This window comes from Mesorhizobium sp. M7A.F.Ca.US.007.01.2.1, from assembly GCF_003998165.1.
GTDB lineage: Bacteria > Pseudomonadota > Alphaproteobacteria > Rhizobiales > Rhizobiaceae > Mesorhizobium > Mesorhizobium ciceri.
Window position 1 is genome coordinate 37,766 of the sequence record NZ_RZQP01000019.1, and the last position, 14,971, is coordinate 52,736.

Annotated in this window: 13 protein-coding genes; all 13 read right to left on the reverse strand. The window is 56.6% G+C overall.

Going from position 1 to position 14,971, the window contains the following annotated elements; translation table 11 throughout:
* Positions 1–924, reverse strand: coding sequence for a hypothetical protein (locus EN949_RS05975; protein ID WP_127371650.1), 924 nt, complete (start codon positions 922–924; stop codon positions 1–3).
* Entirely contained in the window at positions 873–2,825 is a 1,953-nt protein-coding gene (locus EN949_RS05980; RefSeq protein ID WP_127371651.1) for a class I SAM-dependent methyltransferase, read from the reverse strand. The genes EN949_RS05975 and EN949_RS05980 overlap by 52 nt, the downstream gene beginning before the upstream one ends.
* The gene (locus EN949_RS05985; RefSeq protein ID WP_127367330.1) at positions 2,826–4,259 is read right to left on the reverse strand and encodes a sulfotransferase; all 1,434 of its coding nucleotides are present in this window, start codon (positions 4,257–4,259) and stop codon (positions 2,826–2,828) included.
* Positions 4,256–5,158, reverse strand: coding sequence for a dTDP-4-dehydrorhamnose reductase (rfbD, locus tag EN949_RS05990; RefSeq protein ID WP_127367329.1), 903 nt, complete (start codon positions 5,156–5,158; stop codon positions 4,256–4,258). The genes EN949_RS05985 and rfbD overlap by 4 nt, the downstream gene beginning before the upstream one ends.
* Positions 5,155–6,225: a dTDP-glucose 4,6-dehydratase gene (gene rfbB / locus EN949_RS05995; RefSeq protein WP_024503667.1), complete on the reverse strand. Its 1,071-nt coding sequence runs from the start codon at positions 6,223–6,225 to the stop codon at positions 5,155–5,157. Before rfbB ends, rfbD begins: the two co-directional genes overlap by 4 nt.
* A gap of 22 nt (positions 6,226–6,247) precedes the next feature.
* Positions 6,248–6,802 (reverse strand): dTDP-4-dehydrorhamnose 3,5-epimerase, encoded by a 555-nt coding sequence (gene rfbC / locus EN949_RS06000; RefSeq protein ID WP_024503666.1) that lies wholly within the window; start codon positions 6,800–6,802, stop codon positions 6,248–6,250.
* Positions 6,803–7,684, reverse strand: coding sequence for a glucose-1-phosphate thymidylyltransferase RfbA (gene rfbA / locus EN949_RS06005; protein WP_127365504.1), 882 nt, complete (start codon positions 7,682–7,684; stop codon positions 6,803–6,805).
* A 143-nt stretch (positions 7,685–7,827) separates the two neighbouring features.
* A complete protein-coding gene (locus tag EN949_RS06010; RefSeq protein ID WP_127365505.1) occupies positions 7,828–9,159 on the reverse strand; it encodes an O-antigen ligase family protein in 1,332 nt (443 codons plus the stop codon).
* Positions 9,156–10,415, reverse strand: coding sequence for a hypothetical protein (locus EN949_RS06015; RefSeq protein WP_127365506.1), 1,260 nt, complete (start codon positions 10,413–10,415; stop codon positions 9,156–9,158). Before EN949_RS06015 ends, EN949_RS06010 begins: the two co-directional genes overlap by 4 nt.
* Entirely contained in the window at positions 10,303–12,681 is a 2,379-nt protein-coding gene (locus EN949_RS06020) for a polysaccharide biosynthesis tyrosine autokinase (RefSeq protein WP_024503663.1), read from the reverse strand. The genes EN949_RS06015 and EN949_RS06020 overlap by 113 nt, the downstream gene beginning before the upstream one ends.
* 29 nt (positions 12,682–12,710) lie before the next feature.
* On the reverse strand, positions 12,711–13,493 hold the full coding sequence (locus EN949_RS06025) for a polysaccharide biosynthesis/export family protein (RefSeq protein ID WP_024503662.1): 783 nt from the start codon (positions 13,491–13,493) through the stop codon (positions 12,711–12,713).
* Positions 13,493–14,302 (reverse strand): CpsB/CapC family capsule biosynthesis tyrosine phosphatase, encoded by an 810-nt coding sequence (locus EN949_RS06030; RefSeq protein WP_127365507.1) that lies wholly within the window; start codon positions 14,300–14,302, stop codon positions 13,493–13,495. Before EN949_RS06030 ends, EN949_RS06025 begins: the two co-directional genes overlap by 1 nt.
* Before the next feature lie 120 nt (positions 14,303–14,422).
* Positions 14,423–14,743, reverse strand: coding sequence for a hypothetical protein (locus EN949_RS06035; RefSeq protein WP_127365508.1), 321 nt, complete (start codon positions 14,741–14,743; stop codon positions 14,423–14,425).
* Positions 14,744–14,971: the final 228 nt, after the last annotated feature.

The following is a 14,971-nucleotide window of genomic DNA, read 5'->3' on the forward strand; positions in this document are numbered from 1 at the left end:
CTACACCGAAATCGCCATTTCCAGCTCTTGCAAAAACCGGCCAACGCCAAGGCTCAAAGACTCGAGCTCCGAAGCCTTTTGTGATCCGCCCGAGCTAAAGAGCCTCAACGCGCGCTTGACGCTCGCGTAGTCCAGAGATCCCGTATATTCGACTATGGATTCCTTCATTGCCTCCGGGCGCTGCCCCAAAGTCTCAGACAGAACCACACAACCACAGGCTGCCCCAAGATAGATTCTAGGCTCAAAGGAAGGCATTTCGTCCGCGTGAATGTTAAGGACAACCTTCGATCTTCTGAACAAGGCAGCCAAGGCTCGCCCGGACAATCCATGGGCCACCCATGCAAATTTTAAGTCCGTCGAACGTAAAAAATCGAGTTCCGCGACCCTATGTGGTGTAGGCTTACCTATGAAAGCCACATCTATCGGCCGACGACCTGCATTTGGACGAAAGGCGGAAGTATCAATAGGCAAAGGTCGATAAGCATTGATCGGCCACCCCCTTTTTTCGATAGCCGATTTTTTAGTTGCGTCATAATATATACAATAGTGATAGCTCTCCCAACTCATCCTGGAATACACGCTACTTCGAAGTGCGCTTTCCGGCGTCTCCAATTGCCCAGGCAGTTGGATTGGCTCACTTAAGAAAGCGACCCTTTTTCCAGTGATAGACTTTATATATTTCTTTGGATATAATTCCGGCCTATAGAATACCGTTAAGTCGGGTCTGAAATTAATCATCCTGGTTAAAAAAGAATAGTCCCACTCATCAACATCGAGGCACAAGACATCATCTCTGCCTCTCCAGTTCTCCGGGAAATGATTCTCGAAATAAGTATAAGGTCCAACAAATCCTATCCGCATCTTCGACACACCTACTTGCCCATCCACCCCTTGAGGTACCGAAGCGGTGCAGTCATCTTCCAACTCGTTGAAGCCTCGTAGTGCTGCCGAATTGTCTGCAACTGATTCTTATAATGCTGCAGGGCCCACTGAGCATCGGTCAATTGCTTCCTCATTTCCTTGACTTCCCCTGAACTGGATTGATTGCCAGGATCAGCAACGAGCAACGGCTCAGGCGGCATTTCGGCGGCTAGATATGCGGAGCGAAGGGGCAGCAGATCTGCAATCTGCGACACAGTGGCACGATACGCATTGAATAGGCGCGCATCTTCGACGAGCCGCCTGAGATACGGATCGCTCAAGCTCTTCGATCCAACAAACAGCACCCCTAATCCATGCGAATGGGTAAACTCCAACGATGGGAACTTATGTTTTAGCTCCCCCCAGAGCCGCCATACCCCAAAGTCGCGTTCACGCACGCTAATGTCGTGGAACATGACCACACCTTTGTCACTCATGACTGGCAGCCAATTTTCGTAGTCGTGCTTAACTGCCTCGTAGGTGTGCAATCCATCGATATGAAGCATGTCGACAGACTGGTTTTCAAACTCCGCTCTCGCCTGATCAAACGTCGATCGAATCAGGTGAACACCTGAAAAACTCCGACCTAGGAACGACTGAAGGTCATCATATATCCTTTCTCCTTCATAACGCCCGGCATGGTCATCCCCTTCCCAAGTATCCACGCCCCACAAATTGGTCTTCAAGTCATAACTTTGCGCAGCCGTAGCTGCAGCAATCAGACTCGCTCCAAAATGCACGCCGAGATCAACGTAATGCGCAGGTTTCAGATTTCGAAATAGCACAAATAGAAAGGGGATATGGCCACCCCATGCCGTAATCGGCAACTTTCGAGGCAGCGAGAAGAGAGGGGCTACATATCTGTCCTGCACGTCAACAGGATCGAATAAAGCAACGTCAATCTGATCCATAGCATTCTTACCAACTCTATTTTCACGTTCCATCGAATTCTTTCCTAAATTTTCTACGAACACCGCAGAAAGAACCTCACCGTCTGATCTAAATATCATTCGACCAGAGCCATCAAGCAAATAAAACCCATCGATTGCCGGATTGATACTGGGAGAGCCCTCCGTCAATTTCTCCGGCTCGAATCCACTTCGAACATAAGGAAAATTGAAATCGAGCCGTACAGGTCGAGTTTTTGCCTTTAGATCGATGTCTGGATAGAGCAATCCGATATTCTTAAGATCATCGTCAGAAAGATCCTGTCTCTGTATGAGCTCATCGTGCTCGATCCAGTGAGATCCTAGGCGGTTTTCGTTGAGAAACCTGTCCTCTCGCACAACCTTGGCGGATAACTTCATCTTCTGCAGATACTTATCTCGGAACGGGATTGGCATATGAAGCAAGCCGAGGGAAGATACCTTAGAAGGTAAAACCGATTTCGGAATACCTATGACAGTATGATAACCCTGCGTAACGGTCATTTCGGGATATGAGCGATAAAACTCCCGAGATATCCCAATCTTGGTATATTTTGACGGCTTCGATAGCGTGACAAATCCTTCTGAAAAACTACTCCTCCCGTCTAGATTTGTAGGAACAATGTTTCTCCAATTAAAATCGAAATATCCTTTGTTATTTTCAATCGCTTTTTCTAGTTCTTTTCTGTTTGCGAACGGCAGGTACTCGTCACAATCTAGAAATAGAAGAAAATCTGCGTTAAAATCTTCGAAAGCTAGCCTTGAGAATATATTAGCCAGCTGCGCCTGAGGATATCCGCTCGATACAAGCTTGAAAATCTCTGCCTTTTCTAGCCTTTCTCTTATGAGGACAGAAGAATTGTCGACAGACGAATGATCCACGAAGAAGGATAAATCGAAAAACTCGTCGATTTGATCGCAAAAAGGACCAAGTATCGCCTCTTCATTTTTAAACATTGTAAAACTGGCGATACGCATCTACTGTGGACTCTTACCTTTTGTCTTCCGCCGAAACAAAGACGCCATTCGCCATACATAGCTCGTGTAACCGGCTCTGAGTTCCTCAAGGACGTTCTGCTTTTCACCCAGAGCCTGATCTCGTTCCTGAAGTATCTTTTCTTGATCGGCGCGGAGTACCTTCAATTCCTGCGTCAAAAATTCGGACTGACGCTCTGCTTCGCTCACCAGTCGCGCTAGCCGATCCACTTCTTCGTTCAATTCGATCTCGCGAGCGTTTCTATCCCTCTCCCTTGCTTCCCGATCCGCGGTCAACGCTTCGACGCTCGCCAACTGCGCGTCGGTTAGGTGTTGAAGGGCGTCCTGCTGCCTCGCGAGGGAGGCATCTTTGTCAACCATTTCTCTTCGGAGACTTTCAAGTTCCTCCGTTCGCCGATCAATCTCTCCAGCTTGCGTCTCTGCAAGATGCTCGATTTGGGAATACCTTTCAGCGCTTATAGCCGAGCGAACGCGCATCTCAGAAAAAAAGGCCTCACCGAACACCGGACTGACGCTGTTGAAAGCAGCTCTTATTGTGTCAAGCCGTGCCATGGCGCCAGCGTCGTTCGGGTCCCCTTCGAGGGTCATCAGGGCGCTATATGTGTCCTTCACCCATCTAGTCGTGCGCGGATCGGCTTCAAGACGCTCTCTGCTTGCAACATGATGCTGGTGCGCCGTTGAAAAATGCGTTGAAAGTACTGTCTCTGCAGTAGGGATTGGCTGCGGCCACTCTATCTGGAGGGTAGCTGTCATTTTTTCCACCCCAGAGCTCCAGTCGTCGAGCATAGTTTCGTACGACAAGAAAACGCGCGGGTAGTCGCGTGTCGCATACTCAGCCTCTAGCTCATGCCGCAACCACAAAAGCGCGCTGAAGCCATGGGTAAAACTGCCTCGCTTTTCAAGCGAAGCGACGACTGCGAGCGGGTTGCGCTCAGTCAGAACGTAACGAACGTCGATGCGCATGCGCTTCAAGACTTCCGCATAAAGCGGCACGAAACGTGAGATACGCGGCTCCTTCAGGACAAATAGCGGCGCGTTGCCGTATTCCTCGTCTATCAACCGCGCGATCTCGGCCTTGTAAAAGCGAAGACGTTGCGCGCCGAGATCGGCCTGGTCGAAGGATCGCCAATCGTCCCAGCAGCTGCCTGCTTCAGCAAGCATCTGCTCATGAAGTTCTATCAGCCGCAGAGGTTCCCAATGGCCGGCAGGATTGGTCGGATTGGCGCCCAGCATATTTTTAGGCAGCTCCGCGCCCAGCAGATTGATCGCCCTCGTCAACGCGCTGGTGCCCGAGCGGTGCATCCCCAGCACCATGATGCAGGTGCGCTTGGCCGCCTTTGCCTTGCGCGCTTTCGGCGCCGGCTCGTCGACAGGAGCGGCATCGCGCGTGTTTTCCGCTGCAGGGTGCTTGTTCATGCCGTCAATGCCTGTTTCGTCTCACCGGCTAGTAGCCGGCGCACCACTGCCTCCGTCGATTGACGCCAGTCCGGTGCATTCCAGCCGAACACGTCGGCGAATTTCGCGCTCGATAGCCGGGAATTGGCGGGGCGGCGCGCCTTGGTTGGGTAGTCCATCGTAGCAATGTCCCGTACCCGCGCCCAGGGACCACCCAACACGCGGCTTGTGTCGAGGATATGGCGGGCAAAGCCGCTCCAGTTGGCCTCGCCGGTTCCGGCCAGATGATAGATGCCGGATGTGGCGGCGCCCTCGTGCAGCTGTGCCGCCGCATGCAGGATTGCGTCGGCGATATCAAGTGCCGATGTTGGATTTCCCCACTGATCGGCCACAACCGAAATCTCGTCGCGGTCGGCGGCCAGCCGCAGCATGGTTTTCACGAAATTCTTGCCGAACGGGCTGTAGACCCATGCCGTGCGCAGGATCAGATGGCGCGGATTGGCCGATGCAACCGCCTGTTCGCCGGCAAGCTTGGAGGCGCCATAGACGCTGCGCGGTGCAGTGGCGTCGGTCTCGACATAGGCGCCGGGGGCGGTGCCGTCGAAGACATAGTCGGTCGAAAGATGGATGACGGGAACGCCAAGCTCCGCCGCGGCTTGCGCCACCTTGCCGGCGCCGACGGCGTTCACCGCGAATGCCAGATCGGGCTCGTCCTCGGCCTGATCCACCGCCGTGTAGGCGGCAGCCGACACGACGATATCCGGCTTCGCGGCCGCGATGGCTTCGATCACCGTGTCGGGTCTTGCAAGGTCGAGTTGCGGACGGCCAATGGCGATGACCTCAACGCCGGTGGCCGCCTGGGCGGCCTCCAGGAGGCTTGCCGCGACTTGTCCGTCGCGCCCGGTGACAACCAGCCTCACGCCGCCCCCTTGCGTGCTTCGCCCAGCCGTTCACCGGCATAGCGCTGCTCGCGGATCGGTCCCCACCACCATTTGTTGTCGAGAAACCAGTCGACGGTCTTGGCGAGGCCGCTGTCGAAATTCTCATTGGGCGTCCAGCCCAGGTCCCGGCCTATCTTCGAGGCGTCGATGGCATAGCGGCGATCGTGACCGGGGCGGTCGGTGACGAAGGAAATCAGGTCGCGATAGCTCTTGCCCCCTGCCCGCGGCCGCCTGCTGTCGAGCAGATCGCAGATCGTCTCGACGACGCCAAGGTTCGTCCGCTCGGAATTGCCGCCGACATTGTAGCTTTCGCCCGGCAGTCCCCTGGTTGCGACAAGTTCCAGCGCGCGCGCGTGATCCTCGACGAACAGCCAGTCGCGCACATTGGCGCCGGCGCCATAGACCGGCAGCGGCTTTTCGTCGAGCGCATTGAGGATGACCAGCGGGATCAGCTTTTCGGGAAAGTGATAGGGTCCATAGTTGTTCGAGCAATTGGAAAGCACGACCGGCAGGCCATAGGTTTCGTGCCAGGCCCGCACCAGATGGTCCGAGGCCGCTTTCGAGGCGGAGTAGGGCGAGGATGGCGCGTAGGGCGTTTCCTCGACGAACATGCCGCCATCGAACGGAAGATCGCCAAACACCTCATCGGTCGAGACATGATGGAAGCGGAAATGGCTCTTCCTGTCCTCGGGCAGGCCGCGCCAGTACTCCAGCGCGGCATTGAGCATCTTGTAGGTGCCGACGATGTTGGTCTCGATAAAAGTGCCCGGCCCATCGATCGAGCGGTCGACATGGCTCTCGGCGGCAAGGTTCATGACGATGTCGATATCGTCGCGCCGGAGGATGTCGAGCACGGCCCTTTCGTCGCAGATATCGGCCTGCGCGAAGCGATAATTGTGTGCGTTCTCGATCGGCCGCAGCGAGGCCAGGTTTCCCGCATAGGTCAGCTTGTCGAGATTGGTCACCCGATAGGCCGGGTTGGCGCATAGATGCCGGCACACCGCCGAACCGATAAAGCCAGCACCGCCCGTCACCAGAAAATTCATGCCGCTGTCCTCAAATAACCCATCAGGCGAACACCTCGGCGGCAGCCAGCAGCGGCGCCTTGAGGTCCTTGTCCGAGAGCTGGAACCCGCCGGTCAATGACGGCCATTCGATGCCGATGGCGGGATCGTCGAAACGGATCGACCGGTCATGCGCCTGCGAATAGGTGTCGGTCACCTTGTACAGGACCTCGGTGTCGGGCACGAGCGTCACGAAGCCGTGCGCGAAGCCTTTCGGCACCAGAATCTGGTTGCCCTTTTCGGCCGACACTTCGAGAGCGACCCATTTTCCGAAGGTTTTCGAACCGCGGCGAATGTCGACCGCAACGTCGAGAATGCTGCCCCGGATGACGCGCAGCAGCTTGTCCTGGGCGCGCGGCGCAAGCTGATAGTGAAGCCCTCGCAAGACGCCCGCCGCGGCGGAATAGGAATGATTGTCCTGCACGAAAGCCAAGTCTATGCCGGCCTGCGAAAAGCGCTCGGCATTGTAGGTTTCCACGAAGAAGCCGCGCGCGTCGCCATGTCGCTTCGGAACGATTTCCAGCACGCCATCGATGCCAAGGGGCCTGACTTCCAGCACCTAGGCCTCCGACAGGTCGACGACACGCCGGCGCAGATAGGCGGCATATTCGTTCTTACCCAGGTGATCGGCGCGACGCAGAACCTGGTCCACAGTCAGCCAACCCTGTTCAAAGGCGATCTCTTCGGGACAGGCGACCTTGATGCCCTGGCGGTGCTCGATGGTGCGCACGAAGGACGAGGCCTCATGCAGGCTGTCATGGGTGCCGGTGTCGAGCCAGGCATAGCCGCGCCCCAACCGATGCACATGCAACTGGCCGCGCTCAAGGTAGACGTTGTTGACCGCCGTGATCTCGAGCTCACCGCGCGCCGAGGGACGGATGGCAGGGGCGATGTCGACGACATCGTTGTCGTAGAAGTAGAGACCGGTGACCGCCCAGTTGGATTTCGGCACCTGCGGCTTTTCCTCGATCGTCAGCGCCGTTCCCGTGGTCTTGTCGAAGGAAACCACGCCATAACGCTGGGGATCCTCGACATGATAGGCGAACACCGAAGCGCCCTTTTCGCGCGAGGCAGCGTCGCGGCAAAGCTGCGACAGCCCATCGCCGAAATAGATGTTGTCGCCGAGAATCATCGACACGTTGTCCTTGCCGATAAAATTGCGGCCGATGATGAAGGCTTCCGCCAGCCCGTTGGGCTGCGGCTGCTCGGCATAGGACAGGTCGAGCCCGAACTCCGATCCATCGCCAAGCAGATCGCGAAAAACCGGCAGGTCACGCGGCGTCGAAATGATCAGAATCTCTCGGATACCCGCGAGCATCAGAACGCTCAGCGGATAATAGATCATCGGCTTGTCGTATATCGGCAGAATTTGCTTAGAGACTGCTAATGTTAGTGGATAAAGACGCGTTCCACTGCCTCCAGCAAGGATAATTCCTTTCAAGAAGCTCTCCTTGACATGCCTGAACCCCCCGGCCCTAGCCGCCCGTGCTTAGGTTCCATGCACTGGCTTGTCAATCTCGGCGTTCGTCAAATGACTGGGTCACGATCCGGCGCCAATCCATGGCCAATTCAGGCGACGCATTGCTATCGTCTTGCCAAAGCCGGCCTGACGGGAACAAGCAGATTGTCATCATGGGCGGCGGTCGACTCGCCTCTCTGGCTCAGCCGCTCAGCAAGTCCCTTGTGAAAGATAACGCCATTCATATAGGCGAAGGTCATCGCCAGTGCCGCCGTTCGCAAGGGATAATCGACCAGGGAATGAACGAGCAGAAACGATACTGAGAGAAACGCCATTTTCTGCAGCGGATCTCGCCGTGCCGTAACGGAAAACGCAAAAAGCAATATCGCGTAAGCTGCGACCAGAAAGACAACAGGAGCGCCACCTTCAAGTGCCAATTCCAGATAATCATTGTGGGCGTGATTGACGTAGGGCTTGAAGATCATCTCTCCCTTTTCGTAAATCTGATAGACCTTCGGAAAACTCCCAAAGCCGACGCCCGTCGCCCAGTTCTCTTCAATTCCCGCGATCGTCGTGCGGGCAAATTCGGCCCGTCCAAAGGCCGGGTCAACCACTTCCGCATCGATCTTCGTCCACGCCCCGATCGTGTAGAGTGAAAGCCCGATGAAGACAGCGGGTATTCCATACCCGCCCAGCCTCGAGCGCGCGGACAGAAAGACGACTGATACCATGGTGATCGCCAGCCCTATCAGAATACCGGCGCGCGAACCGGCGGCCAGAAGCAACAGCAGCAGCGTTATCAAGCCGAGCGACCCGGACAGAAGGTGCCCGCGAAACAGGCCGTAGTAGACAACGAAGGGAATGGAGACGAAGAGCAGAGCCGAAAAATGGTTCTGGTTGGCAAACAGTCCCGCATTGATCGTGAACGGCAACAAACCCTGTATGGCAACCGTATCGGAGAGCGAATACTGGATCGCCGCAGCCAGTCCGTTACAGATGACACCCATGAAAAAGAAGGGCAGAAGGCCGTAGACCTGATCTGGGCGCAAGCGGGTGACGCTCAGAAAGAATGCAGCCATCGCCACGAAATACAACAGACACTCGATCGTACGTCCCACGCCGACACTGACGAAACGCAGCCCGGTTTCACCGCTCAGCCACGGATTTGCAAGTAGAACCTCAGGCCGCAATCCGCTCAACAGAGCGGCGGGCAGCGGCACGATTTGAAAACAGAACACGGCAAGGCCCAGAGCAAGCAACCACAGGGCCGAGCGAGGGATGCCGCGTTCCGACGGCCTTGAAAAGACGGCCGCGGCCGAGACGATCGCCGCCACCTCGATCAGCGCTTCGGTGTAGAGACCGCTCGCGGTGCCGCCGCCAATCAGCACCGACAGGAAGAGAACCGACCCAAGCAGATATTTTTCCCATTCCGTGGGCCGGGTCGACCGCTCTCTCAAGATGAAACTCTTTCGATGCTCAATTTGTGCATGACCAACGTGCCAACGTACCGAAATCGCCAACTCTCAGCGATGGCAGCTGTTTCCAGCCGCAACAATTGCATGGGACACGCGCTTGGTCCGATCGCGAAATCCAGGCTCAACTCCCGCCGATCGAACGTGCCTTCCGGAATGTCGAACCGAGCTATTTCGCCCGCCGGATCCGCGCATCTGATGGACCAGAACAACTGCTTGGGCAGTTTCAGGTTTCTCGCGGAGGCGATCAGGGAAATCCTGTAGGAGCCGGGAGGCAGTTCGACATATTGCTGGAGCGCGGCGTTCTTCACCGGCGTATTCAGGAATCGGACAGTCGCTCCGCTATCGCCTTCGCCGACATCGCGCGCCCCGGCAAAGGTAATTTCCAGACCGGAGCGGTCGCGAACCTGCCAGTCGAATGGCTTGCCGCTGAGGATCTGTTCAAAGCCGCCGTTGAAAATGTATCCGGCCAGTGTCCGCTCCTGATCGGACAGACTGAACAGGAACAGCCGGTAGGCCGCCTCGTATTCCTTTTGCCTGATATATCCGTTGATTACGGCAGACAGTTCCTTCGACGTCGGTTGTGAGATCGATCCGGCAAGGTCCAGCAACAGTTGATTTGCGACGCGCAGGCCCCGCGGATCCTTGCCAAGCGCGGTGAAAAGACTGGATCTCCACGGTGCCTCGATCCTCAAGGCTGCCAGGACAGCCTGATATCCGTCCGGGTTTGAAAGAATAGCCGGCAAGCCAGCCGCAATGACTGGAAATCTGTCGGGCCACCGGCGCAGCAACGTGTCGATCTCGGCAACGGCCTTTGACAGATCGCCCACCTCGATCGAGCGATCGATCGATCTCTGAAGCGAATGGATTTCAGTCTTGGACAGCTTTCGAGCCTGGTCGAAGAGTTCGAAAGCCTCGTCTTTCTCGCCTTGTCGATACTCAATCTCGCCTATCAGGCTGTAGAGCCGGGCATCCGCGACATTGAAACGAAGCGCGCCCTTCGCCTTTGTTGCCAAGACATCGAGATCAGCACCGTCGCCTGTTTCGCTCAACCGACCGGCAATTTCGCCTATCAAGGCATCTACGTTGAACGGATCGAGCGCAAGCGAGACGGCCGGCGTTTCCGACTCAAGAAGCCGACTTAGCCCTACCGACGAAACCGCCAACACCAGAACGGAGGCGACGAACCAAACGCCTGAACGCCGGAGATTTCGCGTGAGCGGGCTGGCCTGCTCCGTCATCGACTTTGCCCTCAATTTTCGGGGTACTCGCGCCATAGTCGTAGTACTGATAGTTCATGTATTTATAGGCGTAATTGTAATCGAACTTGTTGACCGTAAATTTCGACATCGCCGCTCCGATCACATTCGCACCGGCTGAGCGCAGACGCTTGAGTGCCGTTTTGGCTGACTTGCGTGTGACCTGATTGGTCGAAACGACCATCAATGTGCCTTCGGCAAGCCGGCTGAGGATTGGTGCGTCGGAAAGACCGACGACCGGCGGGGCGTCAATGATGACCAGATCGAAGCGTTTGCCTAGATTGGTCAAGATCAACGCCATCTTCGGCGACGAGAGCAGGTCGGCCGGATTCGGCGGAATCGTTCCGGACGTCAGCACGGTGACATTGGGATATTTCGTCGGTCTGAAAATGCCCGGCAGATCGTCCTTGCGAACGGTATTTGTCAGCAGGTTGCTCAACCCGATCGCATTGTCGAGGCCGAACAGCCGGTGCAGGTTGGGTTTGCGGAGATCGCCGTCAACAAGCAGAACCCTTGCGCCGAGTGCCGCGAAATCCTGGCCAAGCTTGAACGACGTGGTCGACTTGCCTTCCGACGGTTCCGAACTGGTCACCAGCAGCGATCGCGGCGCGCCCTCCGCACCGGAGAACTGCAGCGATGTTCGCAGCGAACGATAGGCCTCGGAGAGCCCGGATTTTTGATCGGCGATGCTGGCTATGAGTTCGCGATCACCAACAAGCGGCAGGATGCCGAGCATCGTCAGTCCCAGCTCTTTCTCGATCTGCTCCGGGTTGGTGAAAGTGTTGTTCAGCAACTCGATGATGTAGATGATCGATGCAGCCAGGGCCATGAAAAGCGCGAGAGCGACTGCAAGATTGATGCTCAGACGTGGAGAATAGGGGGCTGTGGGCAGCGAAGCGAAATCGACTATCGCAGCGCTTTGCGTCTTGAGTTCCGAGCTAACACCGACTTCATTCAGCTTGGCGATAAGGCTGTCATACTGCGACCGGTTGGAGTCGACTTCGCGCTTCAGGATCGTGTATTTGATATTCTTGTCGTTGAAGACGACCTGCTGCCTCTCCATCTCCGCGAGCTTGGACTTGAGGTCGGTTTCCTTGTTCTGCGCTTCCTGATATTTCAGCCGCAACGAATCGGTTATCGCCAGCACGCCGTTGTTGTAGAGTCGCTGCAGTTCCTTGATCTGCGATTGCAATTGCTGCATTTCCGGAAAACCGGGTTTCAGGATGCCCAATTTCTGCTGGTACTGGCTGGTCAGATCCGCCAGCTTGTCGCTAAGCTTCTGCAGACCTTCGCTTTCCAGAACCGGACCGAGGCTCGACCCGCGGCCCTTTTCTATCTGATCGACCACCCGCCCCGCATCAAGACGCTCCTGGATTGCGGTGGCCAGGGCGGTGTTCAGGGCTTCGATGTTCGAGCCGATCAGCGATTTGTCGTCGCCGGTAACAGTGATGCCGGCATCTTTTGCATAGGTGACCAGTTCCTTTTCGGAGGTCTGCAGCTTTTGCTTCACCTGCAAAACCTGCTCCTGGATGAACTGCCGTGCCAGATCGGAGGTCTCGCTGGTCTGATCGAGACGTTGATCGATAAAACTCTGCGCGACCTGATTGGCAACGTCGCTTGCATATTTCGGCTTTTGATCGACGAAGGTGATCGATAACAGGCTTGTATTGGTGACCAGATTGACCGTTAGATCTTCCTGGATGCGCTTGATGGCAATTGCCTCGCGCTCTTCGGGCGTTTTCTCCTCAATGGAAGGTGATTTGGACATCCCGAACGCACGGTAAACAATATTGCTCGGGGAGAAGCTCGGCGTCGGAAACAGAAAGTCCGGCCTTTCGCCAAGCCCAAGCTGGAACACCACGCGCTGAGCCAATGCCCGGCTCTTCAGCTTCTCCCGCGCGGTCAGGAAGGCCCGGACGTCGCTGTTTTCGGAAACAACCTCAATGTCCTGAAACACTTTCGCCGAAGGCACCAGAACTTCGAGCTGTGTCGTCGCCTGATATTTTGGTGTCTGCATCATCGTCACGATAACGCCGGCAACGAGCCCGGCGGCCGCCATCATGACGATCAGCCAGCGATACTGGACGATGTATAAAAGCAGCTTGAGCGGGTTGAACCCCTCATCCTGGCCCGCATAGTCGCGACCATAGGGACCGTAGTTTTGCGGCACGTCGTAATAGGAGTCCGCGGACAGGGCCTGACCATGTCCGGGTCCGGCAAGTTGGGGCTGCCTGTTGCGATCGAGCATGCGCGAGGTGATCCTGGGGTTGTCCGTGTCTACGGAATGACCGCAATGCGGGCAGCGCTGGAGGCGAGGCCCAGCGCATCCTTCAAATTGTTCATCGCGATTTTCGACTTCGAAGCAAAAACGACGACCACGTCGCCGCCATAGATGCGCGGGTTGCGGTTCTTGCCGGCGCGGATTTCCTCGACATTGTAATTTGCGACCAGCTTGTTTTGGCCGACATTGCGATAGACGAAGACCTTGCCGGCATCACCGACCGGATTGAACCCTCCGGCAAGGGCGATCGCGTCGAGCAAGGAAGCGCTGCTGGACACCGGATAAATGCCGGCCTTGTTGACCTCACCATCGACCGTGATGCGCTGGCCAATCGACTCCTTGACGAAAATCGTCACGTCAGGCGACTGCAAGTACTTTTCACCGTAGGCAGTCTCGATTTCCTTCTCGAGCTGACGAACGGTCTTGCCGGCTGCAGTCATGGTTCCAATCAGCGGAAGCGAAATCTGCCCGCCTGCGTCGACCTGAACTGTTCTGTTCAAATTATCGACCTGAAACACACTGACCTCGAGCACATCGTTGGCGGACAGCGGCTGCTCGCTGCCATTCTGGGTATTCTGCGGCGGCGGAAGATCCTTGACCACCTGCAGCGTACCACCGCCAGAGAGCGCCGATGAAGACGCCGTCGGCTGCAGCGCATCGACAGAACTGGTGGTGGACGTCGATGTCGACGACGTGCTTGCGCAAGCAGATATCGCTAGCGATGCGAGTAAGGCGGGCACGGTGCCCGCACGACTTCTTGCAAGATCGAAAATGCCCATCAAAGAGCCCCGCTCTTGAACAACCGGCCCAATCCGCCAAACCGCCCCGCACTGCTGCCGCCCGACTTTCTCGCGCTTTGCTTTCCGATGGGCACGAGCGGCCGATCCTGCAATATCGCGTCCGGGCGTTTCACTGCCATGTTGTAAGCCTCATCTTCCCCACACCGGTTCGCGATGGCGACAACCGCCTGCGAAAGCCCTGGCCGCCGGCGGCTGGCGCCGTGCGTATCGGAGGCGACAATATCCACCCTGCCCTCATCCAGCAGCTTCTCCGAGTAGTACAGCGCCGTACGTCCAAAGACCCCCGTCACAGAATCAGCCGTGAGCTGAATAAGGCAGCCTAGCGTATTCAACCTCTCGATGACGTCGTAATTCGCCTTGATCCAGGTCAACCGTTCTGGATGAGTGAGGATCGGCACGAAGCCGGCGCCTATGAGACGGGCGGCGAAGTCTTCGAGCCGCGGAGGCAGAATGTGATGTGGCGGCTCGAACAGGAAATAGCGGGATCCGTTCAGAGTGGGCACCGTGCCAAGCCTCAATCGATCGGGAAGATCCGGCGCGAGATGAACATCAGCGCCAACATATAGGGTAAGCGGTATGGCAGCGCGATAAAGCTCCAGTTCCAACGCCTGAACAGCCTCGGCAATGTTTGGCGTGGCGTTCTCATAAACCCCAGGCATCACATGCGGCGTACATGCCATATGCGTTGTACCGTCGGCGACTGCCAGCCGTGCCATCTCCAGCGACATGGCCAAGTCAGGAGAACCGTCATCGAGACCGGGCAGGATATGTGAATGCAGGTCGATCATTGGCGTTTCTGGTTGAGAGGAGGCAAAGCTTCGCCTCGACAAAATAGAAATGCGTCACCCGCATGAAGGCGAATGACGCATTTGACAAATTTACACAAAACAACGGGTGTCGTATCCCGCCTACCGGCTGACCGCGTCGTCGTCATCCTGCAGGCCGATAATAAGGGCGGCGGCACCACCGACGGCGGCGCCGCCCAAGAGAACCGGCAGCATGCCAGGTTCTGAGCTGGCGGGTACGATCGTCGCAGTTGGTGTCTCAAGCGAAACGCACATGCCGCCTTCGATAGGGTCGACCTTGACGGTGGCATTGGCTGGAATATCGAGCGCGCAATTGGTTCCGATAGCCAGCGAAGCAGACGCCTGCGCCCCGGTCATGATGCGAGCGCCCGCATACACCGGCGCCTCGGCATCCACCCCTGCATAGCCGCCGGCCTGGGACATCTGGACATCACCCCGGACCTGCGTAAGCCGACCTATCGCGTCTGCGGACGCCGGCACGGACGCAAGACAGGAACAGGTTTGTTGAGCTACAGCCTCGGGCGCGGCCAACAGGACGCCCCCTGCGACGAATGCAACAAAAGCAAAAGCAGCCCCGAACCGATGGTAACTCATCATTTTTACCCCACCAAAACCTGCAACTCGCCCTGCCGGTACGAATCACACCCACCC

Excerpts from the sequence above, each read along its gene's own strand:
- EN949_RS06035 (WP_127365508.1), bottom strand. The coding sequence starts at position 14,743 with ATGTCCCAGGCCGGCGGCTATGCAGGGGTGGATGCCGAGGCGCCGGTG.
- EN949_RS06030 (WP_127365507.1), bottom strand. The coding sequence starts at position 14,302 with ATGATCGACCTGCATTCACATATCCTGCCCGGTCTCGATGACGGTTCT.
- EN949_RS06015 (WP_127365506.1), bottom strand. The coding sequence starts at position 10,415 with ATGACGGAGCAGGCCAGCCCGCTCACGCGAAATCTCCGGCGTTCAGGC.
- rfbB (WP_024503667.1), bottom strand. The coding sequence starts at position 6,225 with ATGAATTTTCTGGTGACGGGCGGTGCTGGCTTTATCGGTTCGGCGGTG.
- EN949_RS05985 (WP_127367330.1), bottom strand. The coding sequence starts at position 4,259 with ATGAACAAGCACCCTGCAGCGGAAAACACGCGCGATGCCGCTCCTGTC.
- EN949_RS06020 (WP_024503663.1), bottom strand. The coding sequence starts at position 12,681 with ATGCTCGATCGCAACAGGCAGCCCCAACTTGCCGGACCCGGACATGGT.
- EN949_RS05980 (WP_127371651.1), bottom strand. The coding sequence starts at position 2,825 with ATGCGTATCGCCAGTTTTACAATGTTTAAAAATGAAGAGGCGATACTT.
- EN949_RS06025 (WP_024503662.1), bottom strand. The coding sequence starts at position 13,493 with ATGGGCATTTTCGATCTTGCAAGAAGTCGTGCGGGCACCGTGCCCGCC.